The sequence below is a fragment of the Dermacoccus sp. MPR-E5 genome, assembly GCF_058809565.1.
Window position 1 is genome coordinate 175,081 of record NZ_JBXASS010000003.1, and the last position, 15,635, is coordinate 190,715.

Annotated in this window: 15 protein-coding genes; 3 read left to right on the forward strand and 12 right to left on the reverse strand. The window is 70.1% G+C overall.

Translation table 11 applies throughout. The features are described from left to right. Positions 1–5: 5 nt before the first annotated feature. Together acnA and AC1RS9_RS03355 are read right to left on the reverse strand one after the other, a co-directional pair. Positions 6–2,810, reverse strand: coding sequence for an aconitate hydratase AcnA (gene acnA, locus AC1RS9_RS03350; RefSeq protein WP_006945233.1), 2,805 nt, complete (start codon positions 2,808–2,810; stop codon positions 6–8). A gap of 253 nt (positions 2,811–3,063) precedes the next feature. Next, complete coding sequence (locus AC1RS9_RS03355; protein WP_062255863.1) at positions 3,064–4,347, reverse strand: class I SAM-dependent RNA methyltransferase; 1,284 nt, start codon at positions 4,345–4,347, stop codon at positions 3,064–3,066. A gap of 84 nt (positions 4,348–4,431) precedes the next feature. Here AC1RS9_RS03355 and AC1RS9_RS03360 point away from each other — a divergent pair, with 84 nt between their 5' ends. Both AC1RS9_RS03360 and AC1RS9_RS03365 read left to right on the forward strand, forming a co-directional pair. Then, positions 4,432–5,172, forward strand: a complete 741-nt coding sequence (locus AC1RS9_RS03360) for a potassium channel family protein (protein ID WP_006945206.1) — start codon at positions 4,432–4,434, stop codon at positions 5,170–5,172. A 41-nt stretch (positions 5,173–5,213) separates the two neighbouring features. After that, a complete protein-coding gene (locus tag AC1RS9_RS03365) occupies positions 5,214–5,915 on the forward strand; it encodes a potassium channel family protein (RefSeq protein ID WP_062255865.1) in 702 nt (233 codons plus the stop codon). Between the two features lie 31 nt (positions 5,916–5,946). On the opposite strand, the gene AC1RS9_RS03370 is transcribed toward AC1RS9_RS03365, so the two are convergent. The 8 genes from AC1RS9_RS03370 to AC1RS9_RS03405 all read right to left on the reverse strand — a co-directional run bounded on the left by AC1RS9_RS03370 (position 5,947) and on the right by AC1RS9_RS03405 (position 11,504). After that, positions 5,947–6,720: a DUF3159 domain-containing protein gene (locus tag AC1RS9_RS03370; protein WP_062255867.1), complete on the reverse strand. Its 774-nt coding sequence runs from the start codon at positions 6,718–6,720 to the stop codon at positions 5,947–5,949. Further along, on the reverse strand, positions 6,717–7,115 hold the full coding sequence (locus AC1RS9_RS03375) for a single stranded DNA-binding domain-containing protein (RefSeq protein WP_051805820.1): 399 nt from the start codon (positions 7,113–7,115) through the stop codon (positions 6,717–6,719). Before AC1RS9_RS03375 ends, AC1RS9_RS03370 begins: the two co-directional genes overlap by 4 nt. Next, complete coding sequence (locus AC1RS9_RS03380) at positions 7,115–7,981, reverse strand: DUF3710 domain-containing protein (protein WP_062255869.1); 867 nt, start codon at positions 7,979–7,981, stop codon at positions 7,115–7,117. Before AC1RS9_RS03380 ends, AC1RS9_RS03375 begins: the two co-directional genes overlap by 1 nt. 2 nt (positions 7,982–7,983) lie before the next feature. Beyond that, positions 7,984–8,469, reverse strand: a complete 486-nt coding sequence (gene dut / locus AC1RS9_RS03385; protein ID WP_062255871.1) for a dUTP diphosphatase — start codon at positions 8,467–8,469, stop codon at positions 7,984–7,986. A gap of 2 nt (positions 8,470–8,471) precedes the next feature. Further along, entirely contained in the window at positions 8,472–8,768 is a 297-nt protein-coding gene (locus tag AC1RS9_RS03390) for a DUF4193 domain-containing protein (protein WP_006945221.1), read from the reverse strand. A 99-nt stretch (positions 8,769–8,867) separates the two neighbouring features. Then, positions 8,868–9,746 carry an inositol monophosphatase family protein gene (locus tag AC1RS9_RS03395; protein ID WP_062255873.1) on the reverse strand — a complete coding sequence of 293 codons (879 nt, stop codon included), beginning with the start codon at positions 9,744–9,746 and terminating at the stop codon, positions 8,868–8,870. Between the two features lie 4 nt (positions 9,747–9,750). Beyond that, positions 9,751–10,869: a ferrochelatase gene (locus tag AC1RS9_RS03400; protein ID WP_062255875.1), complete on the reverse strand. Its 1,119-nt coding sequence runs from the start codon at positions 10,867–10,869 to the stop codon at positions 9,751–9,753. Beyond that, positions 10,866–11,504 carry a trimeric intracellular cation channel family protein gene (locus AC1RS9_RS03405; protein ID WP_062255877.1) on the reverse strand — a complete coding sequence of 213 codons (639 nt, stop codon included), beginning with the start codon at positions 11,502–11,504 and terminating at the stop codon, positions 10,866–10,868. The genes AC1RS9_RS03400 and AC1RS9_RS03405 overlap by 4 nt, the downstream gene beginning before the upstream one ends. Positions 11,505–11,591: 87 nt before the next feature. Between AC1RS9_RS03405 and sepH the strand changes: the two genes are divergently transcribed. Next, positions 11,592–13,307 carry a septation protein SepH gene (gene sepH / locus AC1RS9_RS03410; protein WP_492920505.1) on the forward strand — a complete coding sequence of 572 codons (1,716 nt, stop codon included), beginning with the start codon at positions 11,592–11,594 and terminating at the stop codon, positions 13,305–13,307. On the opposite strand, the gene AC1RS9_RS03415 is transcribed toward sepH, so the two are convergent. Then, positions 13,276–14,895: an MFS transporter gene (locus AC1RS9_RS03415; RefSeq protein ID WP_165584641.1), complete on the reverse strand. Its 1,620-nt coding sequence runs from the start codon at positions 14,893–14,895 to the stop codon at positions 13,276–13,278. The genes sepH and AC1RS9_RS03415 overlap by 32 nt on opposite strands. Positions 14,896–14,901: 6 nt before the next feature. Continuing rightward, positions 14,902–15,627, reverse strand: a complete 726-nt coding sequence (locus AC1RS9_RS03420; protein ID WP_165584640.1) for a thymidine kinase — start codon at positions 15,625–15,627, stop codon at positions 14,902–14,904. Between the last annotated feature and the right edge of the window lie 8 nt (positions 15,628–15,635).

The following is a 15,635-nucleotide window of genomic DNA, read 5'->3' on the forward strand; positions in this document are numbered from 1 at the left end:
ATCGCTCAGGCGGCGTTCTTCACCAGGTTGCGTAGCACGTACTGCAGGATGCCGTCATTGCGGTAGTAGTCGGCCTCACCGGGGGTGTCGATGCGAACGACCGCGTCGAACTCGATCGGCTCGCCGCCGTCCTTCGACGCGACGACCTTGACCGTCTTCGGCGTCGTGCCCTCGTTGAGCGCCTCGATGCCGGTGATCTCGAACGTCTCGGTGCCGTCGAGGCCCAGGTCGTCCGCGGTCTTGCCGGCCGGGAACTGCAGCGGCAGCACGCCCATGCCGATGAGGTTCGAGCGGTGGATGCGCTCGAACGACTCGGCGATGACGGCCTTGACGCCGAGCAGACGCGTGCCCTTGGCAGCCCAGTCGCGCGAGCTACCCGAGCCGTACTCCTTGCCACCGAGGACGACGAGCGGAACGCCGGCCTCCTGGTAGGCCTCGGACGCTTCGAAGATCGTCGTCTGCTCACCACCGTTGAGGAAGTTGCGCGTGAAGCCGCCCTCGACGCCGTCGAGGAGCTGGTTCTTCAGACGGATGTTCGCGAACGTACCGCGCACCATGACCTCGTGGTTGCCGCGACGCGAGCCGTAGGAGTTGAAGTCCTTGCGCTCGACGCCACGCTCGGCGAGGTACTTGCCCGCCGGGCTGTCGGCCTTGATGTTGCCGGCCGGGCTGATGTGGTCGGTCGTGACGGAGTCGCCGAGCTTCGCGAGCACGCGAGCGCCCTTGATGTCGGTGACCGGCGTCGTCTCCATCTTCATGCCGTCGAAGTAGTTCGGCTTGCGCACGTACGTCGACTTCTCGTCCCACGCGAAGGTCTTGCCCTCGGGCGTCTGCAGGCTCTGCCAGCGCTCGTCACCGGCGAAGACGTCGGCGTACTCCTTCGTGAACAGGTCCTTCTTGATCGCGCCCTTGATCGCGGCGTCGACCTCCTCGGCGGACGGCCAGATGTCCTTGAGGAACACATCGTTGCCGTCGTCGTCCTTGCCGATGGCGTCGTTCTCGAAGTCGAAGTCCATCGTGCCGGCCAGCGCGTAGGCGATGACGAGCGGCGGGGAGGCGAGGTAGTTCATCTTGACGTCGGGGCTGATGCGGCCCTCGAAGTTGCGGTTACCCGACAGGACGGCCGTCGCGGTGATGTCGTTCGCGTTGATCGCGTCCGAGATCTCCTGCTCGAGCGGACCCGAGTTACCGATGCAGGTCGCGCAGCCGTAACCGACGAGGTAGAAGCCGACCTTCTCGAGGCTCTCCCACAGACCGGCGGCGTCGTAGTACGCGGTGACGACCTTCGAACCGGGCGCCATCGACGTCTTGACCCACGGCTTGCGCGTCAGGCCCTTGTCGGCGGCCTTCTTCGCGAGCAGACCGGCGGCCATCATGACCGACGGGTTCGACGTGTTCGTGCACGACGTGATCGAGGCGATCGCCACGTGACCGTGGTCGAGCGTGAACGAGCGACCGTCGTTCATCTTCACCTCGACCGGCTTCGAGATACGGCCCTCGGCCGACGGCACCGCGGCCTCGACGGGCGTGACGGGCGTGGAGTTGTCGGCCTGCTCGTCGCTGCCCGGCTGCATCGGGTCGGAGGCCGGGAACGTCGTGCCCTCGACGCCGTTGCCCTCGACACCCGAGGTGTAGCTCGGCAGCTGCTCGCGGAACGTCTTCTTCGACTCGGACAGGATGATGCGGTCCTGCGGGCGCTTCGGGCCGGCGATCGACGGGACGACGTCGCCGAGGTCGAGCTCGAGGTACTCGGAGAAGCGGGGCTCGTTGCTCGGGTCGTGCCACAGGCCCTGCTCCTTGGCGTAGGCCTCGACGAGAGCCACCTGCTCGTCGTCACGGCCCGTCAGGCGCAGGTAGTCGAGCGTGACGTCGTCGATGGGGAAGATCGCACACGTCGAACCGAACTCGGGGCTCATGTTGCCGATCGTCGCGCGGTTGGCGAGCGGAACCTCGGCGACACCGTCGCCGTAGAACTCGACGAACTTGCCGACGACGCCGTGCTTGCGCAGCATCTCGGTGATCGTGAGGACGACGTCCGTGGCTGTGACGCCCGGCTTCGTCGAGCCCGTCAGCTTGAAGCCGACGACGCGCGGGATGAGCATGGAGACGGGCTGGCCGAGCATGGCCGCCTCGGCCTCGATGCCGCCAACGCCCCAGCCGAGCACGCCGAGGCCGTTGACCATCGTCGTGTGCGAGTCGGTGCCGACGCAGCTGTCGGGGTAGGCCTTGCCCTCGCGCACCATGACGGTGCGGGCGAGGCGCTCGATGTTGACCTGGTGGACGATGCCCGTGTCCGGCGGGACGACCGCGAACTCGTTGAACGCCGTCTGGCCCCAGCGCAGGAACTGGTATCGCTCCTCGTTGCGCTGGTACTCGATCTCGATGTTCTTCTCGAACGCCTGCGGGTTGCCGAAGTCCTCGATGATGACGGAGTGGTCGATGACCATCTCGGCCGGGGCGAGGGGGTTGATCTTCGCCGGGTCGCCGCCGAGGTCGCCGACGGCCTCACGCATCGTGGCGAGGTCGACGACACAGGGAACACCGGTGAAGTCCTGCATGATCACGCGCGCCGGCGTGAACTGGATCTCGGTGTCGGGGTCGGCGTTCTCGTCCCAGTTGCCCAGAGCAGCGATCTGCTCCTTCGTGACGTTCGCGCCGTCCTCGGTGCGCAGCAGGTTCTCGAGGAGAACCTTGAGGCTGTACGGGAGGTTCTTGCTGCCCTCGACCGTGTTGATGCGGTAGATCTCGTAGCTGTTCGAGCCAACCTCAAGGCTGCCCTTTGCTCCGAAGCTGTCCGTGCTCTGACTCACGCCGACTCCTTCGTCTGTTGCCTGGGCACGCACCCCTCGGGCACGCGTCCCGCGTCATTTATCTTGACGTCAAGATAATCAAATCACACGCCGGGAACGGGCCTCAGCAAAGGCATGCCTAACTTCGACAGCCCCGTCGTGACGCCGCTCTCACGATCGATCGTAGGCCGATCCGACGCGCCTGTCTGCCCGTGCGCACACTTGGTCGCGCCTGTTCCTGCTCACTGCCGTCGCGCCGAAGAACGGCTGACGATCAACCCCGCGGACGCAGCGTCGCGATGCACTCGATGTGCTGCGTCATCGGGAACGCGTCGAAGCCGCGCAGGTTCGTCAGCTCGTACCCGTGCGACACGAAGTAGCCGAGGTCGCGCGCGAGTGCCGCCGGGTCGCACGCCACGTACGTGACGACGCGCGGTGCGAGGCCGACGATCGTCGCGACGACATCGCGTCCGGCACCGGCGCGCGGTGGGTCGAGGACGACGACGTCGGCGCGCTCCAGCGGCAGGCGCGCCTTCTCCACGGGTGAGGTGAGGAGGTCGACGTGGCGCGCACCGCCCATGTTGGTGCGCGCGTGGTCGACTGCGTCCGCGTCGGCTTCGACACCGACGACGCGCCCGTCAGGCCCGACGAGGTCGGCGAGCGCCCGCGTGAACAGGCCGACACCGCAGTACAGATCGAGGGCGCTCTCCCCCGGCTGCGGGTCGGTCTCGTCGATGACGGCGTCGAGGAACGTCGCCGCGGCGCCCGGGTGGACCTGCCAGAAACCGCGGGCACTGACGTCGAACTCCGCACTGCCGTGCGCCGATTCGACGACCTCGCGGACGGTCGGCGTGATCTCACCCCTCGGCTGAGGCAGTTCGATGCCGATGATGTCGTCGCCGACACTCGGGCGCACCAGGTCGAACCCGGTGACGCCGGCGTCGAAGCGTTCGTGCAGGGCGGGTGTGAACCCGGCATCGGCGATGAGGCAGTCGTCGATCTCGACGAGGCGGTGCGAGCGGTGCTCACGCAGTCCGGCCACGCCACCGTCGACGGCGAGTTCCAGGCGGGTGCGCCAGCGCAGACCTTCGGCTATCGGGCCGTCACCGGGCAGGGCCTCGACGGTGAAGTCGGGGAAGCGTGCGTCAACATCGAGCTTCGCGATGCGGGTGAGCTGTTCGCGCACGACGTCGGCCTTGAGGCGGCGCTGCGCGTCGAGACTCGCGTGCTGCCAGTCGCAGCCCCCACACAGGCCCGGCCCGGAGAACGGGCACGGCGGCGTCACCCGATCCGGTGAGGCGCTGAGGATCTCGATGGCGTCGGCGCGCAGGAACTTGGACTCGCTCGTGCCGTCCGTGATGCGCGCGACGACGCGCTCCCCCGGCAGCGCGTGCCGCACGAACACGACGCGCCCGTCGTGACGCGCGACGCAGTGACCACCGTGCGCGACGTTCTCGACGTCGAGCTCGAGGCGCTGCCCCTCCATCGCAGTGCCCTTGCGAGTGCGTCGACGGTTCTGCGCGCTGCGGCGCCCGGGTGCGGTGCGAGAGGTTGCCATACGCCCCAGGGTTCCTGTCGTCGCCGCGAAACGCAACGAAGGTGGGCTTGGCTCGGATGGACACGGCTTCGATAAGGTCGAAGCGTGCACTACGTCATCATGGGTTGCGGTCGCGTCGGCTCCTACCTCGCGCGCAACCTCCAGGACGCCGGCCACTCCGTCGCCGTCGTCGACCGCGACGAGGCGGCGTTCCGTCGCCTGCCGAGCTCGTTCGAGGGCAGGCGTGTCGTCGGCATCGGTTTCGACCGCGACACCCTCGTCGCCGCGGGCATCGAGCAGGCGTATGCGTTCGCCGCCGTGTCCAGCGGCGACAACTCGAACATCCTCGCCGCACGCGTCGCGCGCGAGACGTACGGCGTCGACCACGTCGTCGCCCGTATCTACGACCCGGGCCGCGCCGAGATCTACGAGCGCCTCGGCATCCCGACCGTCGCGACGGTGCGCTGGGCCGCCGACCAGGTGATGCGGCGGCTCGTACCGCAGCAGGCCGTCACGGTCCACCAGGACCGTACGGGCAGCGTCAGCATCGTCGACATGCCCGTGGACGCCGCGTGGATCGGCACCCGCTACCGCGACCTCGAAGCCGCGACGGGCACGCGCGTCGCGTACGTCGCGCGCACCGGCACGGCGCTGCTTCCGCGCGAGGATCTCGTGCATCAGGACGGCGACACCGTGCATCTCGTCCTCGCCACCCGCGACGTCGAGCGTGTCGAGGCCGTGCTCGCGGCACCGCCGTCGAGCATCACGGGTGTGCGCCCTGCGTCGTCAGGAACCGCGTCCTCCGGACATGCAGAAGCGTCCAACCCGACGACCCGCCGGCCCTGAGTCGACCCGCCGCCCGTCCGATCCGAACCGAAAGGCCCAGCATGCGCGTCGTCCTCGTCGGAGCAGGCAGCGTCGGACGTTCCATCGCCCGCGAACTACTGCTCAACGACCACCAGGTGCTACTCATCGACAAGTACGCTCGCGAGTCCCGCGTGCAGTCGATTCCGGAGGCCACCTGGCTGCTCGCCGACGCGTGCGAGGTCACGACGCTGCACGAGGCCCAGCTCGAGGCAGCCGACGTCGTGGTCTGCGCGACCGGTGACGACAAGGTCAATCTCGTCGTCTCTCTGCTCGCCAAGACCGAGTTCGGCGTGCCGCGCACCGTCGCACGCGTCAACAACCCGAAGAACGAGTGGATGTTCGACGACGGCTGGGGCGTCGACGTCGCCGTCTCGACGCCGCGGCTCATGACGGCGCTCGTCGAGGAGGCCGTCAGCGTCGGTGACCTCGTGCGCCTGTTCGAGTTCCAGCAGGGCAAAGCGACGATGGTCGAGCTGACGCTGCCCGCTCACGCGCCGTTCGTCGGCAGCCGCGTCGACGAGGTGCACCTGCCCGCCGACTGCGTGCTCGTCGGCATCATCCGCGACCAGCTGCCCATCGCACCGAGCCCCCACGACACCCTGCATGCCCTCGACGAACTGCTGTTCCTCGCGACCCCGTCGGCCGAGCGCGAGCTCGCGGCGACGCTGACGGGCCGGCGCCCCGAGGAGATCTCGACGGTGCACTCCGGCCCGCAGGCCTGAGGCCGCTCCGGGCTCGCGGCAGCGACGTTCGTCAGCGACCCTCGTCGACCTCGGCGGGCCGGATGTTCCTCCCGCGCCCGAGGTTCTCCTCACGGGCGATGTCTTCGACGTGCTCGGCGTGTTCAAGGCGCTCGTGGCCCTCGGGGTCGTCGTGCAGCAGCGGGTCGTGCGACTCGAGCGGCGTCTCACCCTTGACGAGCAACAACACCATGAGCCCGAGCGCCGCGAGGTACAGCGGCCAACCGAGCACGATCTTGCAGACGCCGAGCGCGGTGACGTCGTCGGCGAGGTACAGCGGCACCATGACGGCGAGACGGATGGCGAACAGCGCGGCGAACACCCACGTCAGGCGCGTGCAGACGCGCACCATCGAGTGGCTGCGCTGCCATGCCGTCGGGTCGTCCTTGAGGTTCGGGTCGCCGCCCGCGACGATGAAGCCCACGAGCGGCCAGCGCACGGCGATCGACAGCACGCTGATCGCGAGCATGACGCCGCCCTGGATGAGCCCAGGCAGGAACACGTCGGAGGCGTGCCCGGAGCGCTTCGCGAGGAACGCCGCGAGGGCCGTCGCGAACGCCGCCATGAGCACGAACCTCAGCGTCTGACGCTGCACGAGACGCAGTAGCGCGGCGAGGACGAGAACGGCGCCGGCGGCCAGCAACGCGGCGTTGAGGTTCTTCGTCGCCGTCCACACGATGACGAAGGCGACGGTCGGCAGCGCGGCCTCACAGGAACCGCGCCAGCCGCCCATCGCGGTCGACAACCGCTCGCGGATGACGGCCTCGACGGTGTTCGGTGCGTTCACGGCTGCTCCTCGGTGCGTGGGCTCGGCACCAGTTCGTACGCGGGGTTGAAGATGGCAGGCCGGGTGCGGTGCGTCGCGGCGAGACCGCGCGCCCGCACGACGACACCGGGCTCGATGCCGCCGATGTGGCGTCGCCCCAACCACACGAGCGCGACCTCGTCGCCGTCCGCCTCGCGGACCTGGGCGACGACGGCGGGCACGTGACCGTCCGCGGCTCGCTCGTCGACGGAGGCGATGACGCCCTCGACGACGCGCGGTGTGCGCACCGGCGCGAGGCCCGGCATCGACGCCGGTTCGCGTTCCGGTGGCGAGTCGAGGCGGTGCGAGCCTCGCCGGCGCTCGACGCGGCGTCGCAACCCGGTGGGCGCGACGCGGCGCGCGAGCCACGGACGCATCAGCGGGTCTCCGTGATCTCCGGGCCGCGCTCGAGGGGGCCGACGGTGGAGGCGTCGGTGTGCTGTTCGTGCTCCTGCGCGCTCGCCTGAGCCTGCGCCATGAGCTCGGGCGGCAACGTCAGTTCGAGCAGTTCGCGCGGGGCGCGCGGGTCGGAACCACGGTGCACGACGACGGTGCGGACGAACTCCATCGCGCGGGCTGCGGCCTCGTCGTCAGTGGCTGCGTCACCGGAGAGGACGGCGCGCAGGAACCAGCGCGGGCCGTCGACGCCGACGAAACGAGCCGGCGAGAACGTCGTGCGTCCGTCGGGTCCCTGGCTGGGCATCCGCACGTGCAGTTCCGTGCCGAGCGGTCCGTCGACCTCCTCGGCCGTGCCTCCGCCGGCGACGATCGCCTCGGCGATCTCGCGCCGGATGCCGTACCAGACGCCCGTCGTCTTGGGCGCGGCGAACACCTGCAGCTGCACCGCAGACGTGCCGGCCTCGCCGAAGACGGCCGTCATGCCCGTGAGGGTCTGGGACGTCTCGTCGACGTCGAGGCGCAACTCGATGTCCGCGGTCGGCACGAGGCGCAGCGAACCGAAGTCCATCTCATCGCGCGTCGGGGCCGAGGCGGAGTCGAAGGGGCCGTCGCTCAGGTCGACCTCCTCCCGCGGACGCAGCTTCGAACGGCGTCGGCGCGCAGCCTCGTCGTCCTCGGCGCTCGGCTCGTCGAGGTCGACAGCCTCGGCATCGAGGTCGCCGGCGTCGAGGTCATCAACGTCCGTGGAAGCGTCGTCAGCGGGCGTGGTCGGTTCGACCTCTTCGCTCGTCGCAGCGTCCTGCGCCGCGTCGGCGCCCTTCTTGCGTCGTCCGAAAACGGCCATGTTCACTTTCCCTCTCGCTGGGGCGCGCGCCCCGTGTCGAAACCACCGCTGGAGCCGTGGCCGGATTCACCGCGTTGCGTGCTCGTCAGCGATTCGACGTGCTCGAACACCACGGGCTCGACGCGCTGGATGACGAGCTGGGCGATGCGATCGCCGCGTGAGATCGTGAAGGACTCGCGCGCGTCGGTGTTGATGAGGTTGACCTGGATCTCGCCGCGATACCCCGAGTCGACGACGCCCGGTGCGTTGAGCACCGTGATGCCGTGGCGCGCCGCGAGCCCCGAGCGGGGGTGCACGAAACCGGCCCAGCCAGGCGGCAGTGCGAGCGCGACGCCCGTCGGGACGAGCGCACGGTGGCCGGGCGCGAGCGTCAGGCCGATGCGGGCACGCAGGTCGGCGCCCGCATCACCGTCGTAGGCGTAGGCGAGCGGCTCGAGACCGGCGTCGAGCTGGAGCACCTCGACGTGCAGGGCTTCGGCGGCACTCATCCTCAGGCGCAGTCGCTGCAGACCGGCAGGCCGCCGTCTTCCTCGGCGAGCTGGCTGCGGTGGTGGACGAGGAAGCACTTGCTGCAGGTGAACTCGTCGGCCTGACGCGGCAGGACGCGGACGGACAGCTCTTCGCCGGACAGGTCGGCTCCCGGCAGCTCGAAGCCTTCGGCGTGCTCGGTCTCGTCGACGTCGACGCTGCCGGACGACTTGTCGGTGCGCCGGGACTTCAGCTCCTCGATCGAATCCTCGTTGACGTCGTCGTCGTTCTTGCGGGGGGCATCGTAATCAGTTGCCATCAGTGTTCTTTCTTCGCTGCGTGCGTGATGGTGGGCGAAGCGCCCCCATCACTTGATTCCCCGCTGTAACGCGCGGCTGAGCCATTTTGTGCCCGCATACTAACGCGCCGCGGGGAAAAGGCAACCGCGAAGCGCCTCGTGAATCTTCGGGGTCGACGCGACGGCCATGGTCTTACCCGCGGGAAGCCCGGGCATGCCGCTCATGAGAGCGCCCGCCTCGGTTGCGATGACCTGGCCGGCGGCCTGATCCCAGGCGTTGATCCCCGACTCGTAGTACGCGTCGAGAATGCCCTCAGCGACGAAGCACAGGTCGATGGCGGCCGCGCCGGCGCGACGCACGTCACGCACCTGCGGCAGCAACGATGCGAGCATCTGCCCCTGCTCGCGGCGTTTGTCGGCCTCGTAGCCGAACCCGGTGCCGACGAGGGCAAGCTCGAGCCGCTTGCACCCGCTGACGGCGAGTGGGCGTCGCCGTCCCGCCCGGTCGACGACCTCGGCGCCCTGGCCGTGGCCCGCGACGTACGTGCGATCCAGCTCCGGCACCGCGACGGCGCCCGCGACCGGCAGCCATGCGCCCTCGCGGGCGGTGTCGCCGACGCACACGGCGACGGAGACGGCGTAGAACGGGTGGCCGTAGAGGTAGTTGACGGTGCCGTCGATCGGGTCGATGACCCACGTCAGCCCGGACGTGCCGGCGCTCGCGCCGTCCTCCTCACCGAGGATGGCGTCGTCGGGGCGCGCCGCGGCGATACGCGCGCGCAGCAGTTCTTCGCTGCGACGGTCCATGACGGTGACGACGTCGACCTCGCTCGACTTCGTGTCGGCGACGCCGAGCGCGTCGGGGCGTTCGTCGACGATGAGCTCGCCCGCCTCGCGCGCGAGATCGAACGCGAAATCGCGCAACACGCGCACCGTCGCGTCATCCGGCACGAGGTGCGTCAGCGCGCCGAGGCCGCGCTCGCCGGCCTGTTCGCTCACCGCGTCAGTCCCGGCCGCACAGCGCGGGCTTCGTGGCGCGCAGGTTGGGGCAGCAGCCGGGTTCGCAGACGCTGGGCCGCGCCTCACCGGGCCACGCGGGGTGCTCGGGCGATTCGCCGCGTGTCTCCGCGGCGCGTTCCTCGAGCAGGTCGACGAGGCCGTGGACGAACTCGGGGTCGACGCCGACCGTAGGCACGCGACGCATCGTCAGCCCCAGGCGCTCGGCGGTCTCGGCGGCCTCGGTGTCGAGGTCGAACGCGACCTCCATGTGGTCGGAGACGAACCCGATCGGCGCGACGACGACGTGCGTCACACCGCGCTCGGCGAGGTTCTCGAGGTGGTCGTTGATGTCCGGTTCGAGCCACGGCTGCGACGGCGGGCCCGAACGCGAGCAGTACACGAGCGCACCTTCGAGCTCGCGTGACAGCGTCGCGTTGGCCTCCGAGAGGATCGCCGCGCCCAGCTCGTCGTGCTGCTGCCAGTACAGGTTGCCGTCGCCGTCACCGGGGCCGGAAGTGTCGTCCATCGCGAGCGGGATCGAGTGGGTGACGAACACGACCTGCACCTGCTCGTCGGCAACGCCCGCGAACTCACGCAGGGCGTCCGTCACGAGGCGCGTGTTGGTGCGCGCGAAGCTCGGGTGCGTCGCGAACTGACGCACCTTGTCGATGCTCAAGGCACCCTCGGGGACGCTGCCGTCCTCGGACAGCTCGTGCGAGGCCGCCGCGAGATCCTCGCGGTACTGACGGCACGAACTGTAGGAGGAGTAGGCGCTCGTCGTCAGCGTGACGACGCGGCGCGCGCCGCCAGCGTACGCCTCGCGCAGCGTGTCGGCGAGGAACGGTTCGGAGTTGCGGTTGCCCCACACGATCGGCGTCGTGATGCCGCGACGCTCGAACTCGGCGCGCAGCGCCGCGATGAGGGCACGGTTCTGATCGTTGATGGGGCTGCGCCCACCCATGATCTCGTAGTGGTGCGCGACGTCGGCGAGCCGCTCGTCGGGGATGCCGCGCCCGGCCGTCACGCGGCGCAGGAACGGCATGATCTCGTCGGCCTTCTCGGGGCCGCCGAACGAGGCAAGCAGCACCGCGTCGTAGGGCTCGAGGGCGTTCGCTTCGGTCATGGGCGATCTCCTGTTCGAAGGGGCTGCGGCGCGTTGAGGTCGAGGATGACGGCCACGATGCGCAGCACGAAGACGATGACGACGCAGCACCACAGTACGGGCACGCTGTAGTGGTGGCTCTCGTGGGCCACGACGACGAGGGACGAACCGAGCAGCGCCGGCACCGCGTACAACTCGCGGCGCAGCACCTCGGGGACCTGGCCGACGATGACGTCACGCATGAGCCCGCCGCCGACAGCCGTCAGCACGCCGACGAAGATCGACGTCGTCGCACCCATCCCGTACGCCAGCGCCTTGATCGATCCGGCGACGCAGAACAGGGCGAGGCCCGCGGCGTCGAGGATGCGCACGAGGCGCGCGATGCGGCTCACCTCGGGGTGCAGGACGAACGCACAGATGCCGGCGAGCACGCAGACGCCCATGAGGCGCCAGTCGCTGACGCCGACGGGCGGCGTCTGGCCGATGAGCAGGTCGCGCAGCACCCCGCCGCCGAGGCCTGACATGCCGGCGAGGACGATGACGCCGAGTACGTCGAGGCGTTTGCGCACCCCGACGAGCCCGCCCGACAGGGCGAAGACGAAGACGCCGACGAGGTCGAGGACGAGCTGCAACGAGTGGCTTTGCGTGAGCACCATGGCAGGCGACACGCTACCGCGGGCGGGGCGGCCTCCCGGAATCGTTCGTGGGAGCATGGCAGGGTAACGCCCAAGGTCTGGTTACGGATGGAGTTCGTCGTGCAGGAATTGCGTTTGGTGGGGGTCGCGGAAGACGGGGCGAACCTCCTGCTCGCCGACGGTGACGGCGGGCGCTTCACCCTCGCCATCACCGACGAGCTGCGCACGACGATCCGGCGCGATCGTCGTGAGCCGGCCAGCGCCGACCGCCAGGCCAAGCAGGAGAACCCGCTGCGTCCGCGCGACGTGCAGGGCCTCATTCGCGGCGGCGTGCCGCTCGAGGAGATCGCCGAGCGCGCCGGCTGGTCGCTCGAGAAGGTGCAGCGCTACGAGGGCCCGATCCGCGCCGAGCGCGACTACGTCTCCGAACTTGCCCAGAGGGTGCAACTGTTCGGTCGCGGTGAGACGACGACGCTGCGCGAGCGCGCCGACCGCCGTCTCGCCGAACGCGGCGTCGAGGCCGAGCGCGTCGTGTGGGACAGCTGGAAGAACGACGACACGCACTGGACCGTCATCGTGCGTTTCCCCGCAGGCGGCCGTCAGCGCGAAGCGACGTGGCTGTTCGACCCGGTCAACCGCGCGCTGCGCACCGTCGACGACGAGGCCCGTTGGCTCGGCGGCGACGAGATCGCCGCGGCCGACGAGGATTCCCCGCAGCGTCAGAAGGCCGCCGCCCGCAAGGGCGGCGCCCGCACGCACCGTGACGCGCCCGTCTACGACGTCGAGGCCGAAGGTGGCCTCGCCGATGCCCAGGACCCGCACCTCGGTGCGCGCCTGTCACCCTCCGACCCGCGCGCCGGCGCCGGTGACCTCACCGCGTCGATGCGCGCACGTCAGGCCAGCCGCGGCCGTGGCCGCTCGTCGTCGCAGCGTTCGAGCGGCGGCGCGGGCACGACGTCGGCGACGTCACGGGCCACCCAGTTGCCGGCGTCGATGGCACCGACCGAACGCACCGAGCGCATCGACGTGGGCACGACTCCCCCGCCGCTGCCCTCTCACCCGCGTCCCGAAGAACTCACCGAATCCGGCGACGAGTCGCGTGAGGCGCCCGTGAATACCGCTGGGGGCAAACGTGATTCGTCGGGTCGTGACGGCGACGCCGTCACGAACGATGCGGTGACGACGAGTGCCGCGGGTTCTGGTGCCGACGCTCGGGGCGTGACCGGCGCGAGCGACGACGACTCGCACGCCGGCGCGCAGAGTGACGACACGAACAGCGAGACGTCGCACCATGTAGACGTCGACGAGGCGTCCGGCAAGGCCGCGCGCGGCTCCCGTCGTCGCAAGTCGCGCCGCCCGCGCGCCCGCGTCGAACAGGCATCTGTGCGTGGCGCACTGCGCGATGACGACGACGAGCACGACGAGTCGCTCTTCGGCGAACTGCCCGGCCACCACGACGGTGGCGACGTCTACGAGGACGACGCCATCGACGCGGAGGAGCACGACGGCGAACACGAGTTCGATGACGTCGCGACTACCTCGTCCGCGGAATTCGACGACGAGGTAGCGGCACAGGCCGAGAACGAGTCTTCCGACGATGCCGAGAGCGCGTCGGCGGCCGACGAGGAGACCTCCGGCACCGAGACCCGCGAAGCCGCGCCGACGAAGAACGACACCACGTCGAGGGACGCGTCGTCGAAGGGCACCTCGAAGGGCACCTCGCCCGCGGTGCCGCCGCGCGCGAGTCAGAGCCGCAAGAGCTCGCGTCCGAGCGTGCCGAGCTGGGACGACATCATGTTCGGGGGCCGCGGCCCCAAGAAGTGAGGCGCGGACCGCGCCCTGCGTTCCATGCGACGACGAGTGCGGTCCACGTCAGCAGCACGACCGCGGCGGCGTACATGCCGATCGTCGCGTCGGTCGGGATGATGCAGGCGAAGATGCCGCCGAGCACCCACGCGAGCTGCAGCACCGTCTCCGATCGCGCGAAGGCGCTGGTGCGTACGGCCTCGGCGAGATGATCCTGGATCAGCGTGTCGAGCGCCAGTTTGCCGAGCGCCTGCCCGAGGCCGGCGACGAGCCCGACGATGACGGCCGTCATGAGATCGAAGTGCACCGCGGCGACGACGACGGCCGCGGTGTCCGCGAGCAGGCACGCGAGGATGACGACGCGAGGCGCGAGCGCGCGCACGACAGCTCCGGCAACGGATCCGAGCGCGTTGCCGACGGCGGCGGCGCCGACGACGATGGCGAGCAGCGTCGTCACCTTGTCCTCCCACCCGGGCAGCGGATGGGTCTTCATGAGGAACGCCATGAACATCGTGAGGAAGCCGCTGACCCAGCGCAGCCCGGTGTTCGTGCGCAGCGCAGCGACGACGGCGGGCGGCATCGTCAGCTTCGGGGCGCGCAGTGAACCATCGTGGCGGTCGGAGTCGATGTTCGCCGGCAGCAGGATGGCGAGGATGGTGCCGACCACGAACAGCAGGAACGCGGCGCGGAACGCCCACGTCGCCCCGAACAGCGCGGCCGCGCCACCAGCGAGCGGGCCACCGATCGTCGCGCCCGTGACGCCCGCGAGGCTCATGCGGCTGTTGGCGCGCACGAGGCTCATCCCGTCGGGCAGCAACCGCGGCGTCGCCGACGATCGGGTGACGATGTAGGCCTTGCTCGCGACGAGGATGGCGAGCGCCGCGGGGAACTGCCAGACGGAGTCGCGTTCGATCGCGTCGGCGAGCACCCAGCACAGGAAGCCGCGCAGCGCGAACGTCGCACCCATCGCCCACCGACGGCCGTGACGATAGCGGTCGAGCAGCGGCCCGACGAGGGGCGCGACGATGGCGAACGGCAGCATCGTGAGCACGAGGAAGAGCACGACGTGGCTCTTCGCCTCCCCCGGCTGCGCGGAGATGAACAGCGTCCCGGCGAGTCCGACGGTGACGGCGGCGTCCCCCGCGTTCGACAGCGCGTGCACCTCCATGAGGCGCCCCAGGCCGCTCTCGCCGGCGCCCTGGGCGTTGCTCGCGCGGCGGGCAGCGCGCAGGGACGCCTTCGTCGCCCCCGCGCTCAGGCGAGCAGCACCACGCACGCCCTGGCCGGCCAGGCGCCCCGCGGCGAGTGCGCCACCGGCCATGCGTCGGGCGTTGTCGGATGCGGACGTTCCGGCCGTGCCCTGGGTGGCGTCAGGCGCCGGGCCGTCCGTCTCGTCGCCTCGATTCGATGCAGCCGCGCGTCCGAGCTCGCGCGTCTCGTCCAGCTCACGGGCGCCACCGCGCCCGGTCGTCTCGTCCCACCCGCGGGCGTCATCGTCCGCGGCGGGTCGTCCGGCGCGCCAACTCGGAGCGTACGAACCGCGCGCCCAGTACGGCGTCGTGTCGTCGGCGTCGTCGTCTCGAGGGCCGGAGCCTGGCGTGGACATGGCGACTCAGGGGCCTTCGTGTGCCGTCGACGATTCGCCCGCTGGCTCGGACGCGACGAACGTCGAGGCGGGCACCGGGCAGACGTCGAGGTCGAACGGCATCTGCTGCGCCCCGATCGTGCGCGCGGCATGTGACGTCATCCGACGCATGAAGTGGCGCCGGCACAGCACCTCGTACTCGACGAGCGGCGTCTCGCCCTGGTCGCCGGTGTCGCCGACGACGACCTGCTCGCCCTCGACGACCATCGTGCCGTCGACGACGCGGGCGTTGTGCGTCGCGCGCTTGCCGCACCAGCACAACGCCTCGACCTGCAGCAGCTGCGTGCGGTCGGACAGTTCGAACAGGCGACGCGAGCCGGGGAACAGTTGGGTCTTGAAGTCGGCGGTGATGCCGAACGCGAAGACGTCGACGTCGAGTTCGTCGACAACGCGCGCGAGCTGATCGATCTGCTCGGGCTCGTAGAACTGCACCTCGTCGGCGATGACGTAGTCGAGCTCGCCGAGGGTGACGCGCGCGGAGACGGCGAGATCCCACAGGTCGAGGCCGGCGTTCACCTCGAGGGCCTCGCGGCGCAGGCCGAGGCGTGAGGAGATGACGGCCTCACCGGCGCGGTCGTGCTGGGTGAGGACGATGCCGCGACGGCCGCGCGCGGCATGGTTGTGATCCATCTGCAGCGCCAGCGTCGACTTGCCGCAATCCATCGTTCCGGTGAAAAACACGAGCTCAGCCACGGTCAGTC

Excerpts from the sequence above, each read along its gene's own strand:
- AC1RS9_RS03375 (WP_051805820.1), bottom strand. The coding sequence starts at position 7,115 with ATGCGTCCGTGGCTCGCGCGCCGCGTCGCGCCCACCGGGTTGCGACGC.
- sepH (WP_492920505.1), top strand. The coding sequence starts at position 11,592 with ATGGAGTTCGTCGTGCAGGAATTGCGTTTGGTGGGGGTCGCGGAAGAC.
- AC1RS9_RS03415 (WP_165584641.1), bottom strand. The coding sequence starts at position 14,895 with ATGTCCACGCCAGGCTCCGGCCCTCGAGACGACGACGCCGACGACACG.
- AC1RS9_RS03390 (WP_006945221.1), bottom strand. The coding sequence starts at position 8,768 with ATGGCAACTGATTACGATGCCCCCCGCAAGAACGACGACGACGTCAAC.
- AC1RS9_RS03355 (WP_062255863.1), bottom strand. The coding sequence starts at position 4,347 with ATGGCAACCTCTCGCACCGCACCCGGGCGCCGCAGCGCGCAGAACCGT.
- AC1RS9_RS03400 (WP_062255875.1), bottom strand. The coding sequence starts at position 10,869 with ATGACCGAAGCGAACGCCCTCGAGCCCTACGACGCGGTGCTGCTTGCC.
- AC1RS9_RS03365 (WP_062255865.1), top strand. The coding sequence starts at position 5,214 with ATGCGCGTCGTCCTCGTCGGAGCAGGCAGCGTCGGACGTTCCATCGCC.
- AC1RS9_RS03380 (WP_062255869.1), bottom strand. The coding sequence starts at position 7,981 with ATGGCCGTTTTCGGACGACGCAAGAAGGGCGCCGACGCGGCGCAGGAC.
- AC1RS9_RS03405 (WP_062255877.1), bottom strand. The coding sequence starts at position 11,504 with ATGGTGCTCACGCAAAGCCACTCGTTGCAGCTCGTCCTCGACCTCGTC.
- dut (WP_062255871.1), bottom strand. The coding sequence starts at position 8,469 with ATGAGTGCCGCCGAAGCCCTGCACGTCGAGGTGCTCCAGCTCGACGCC.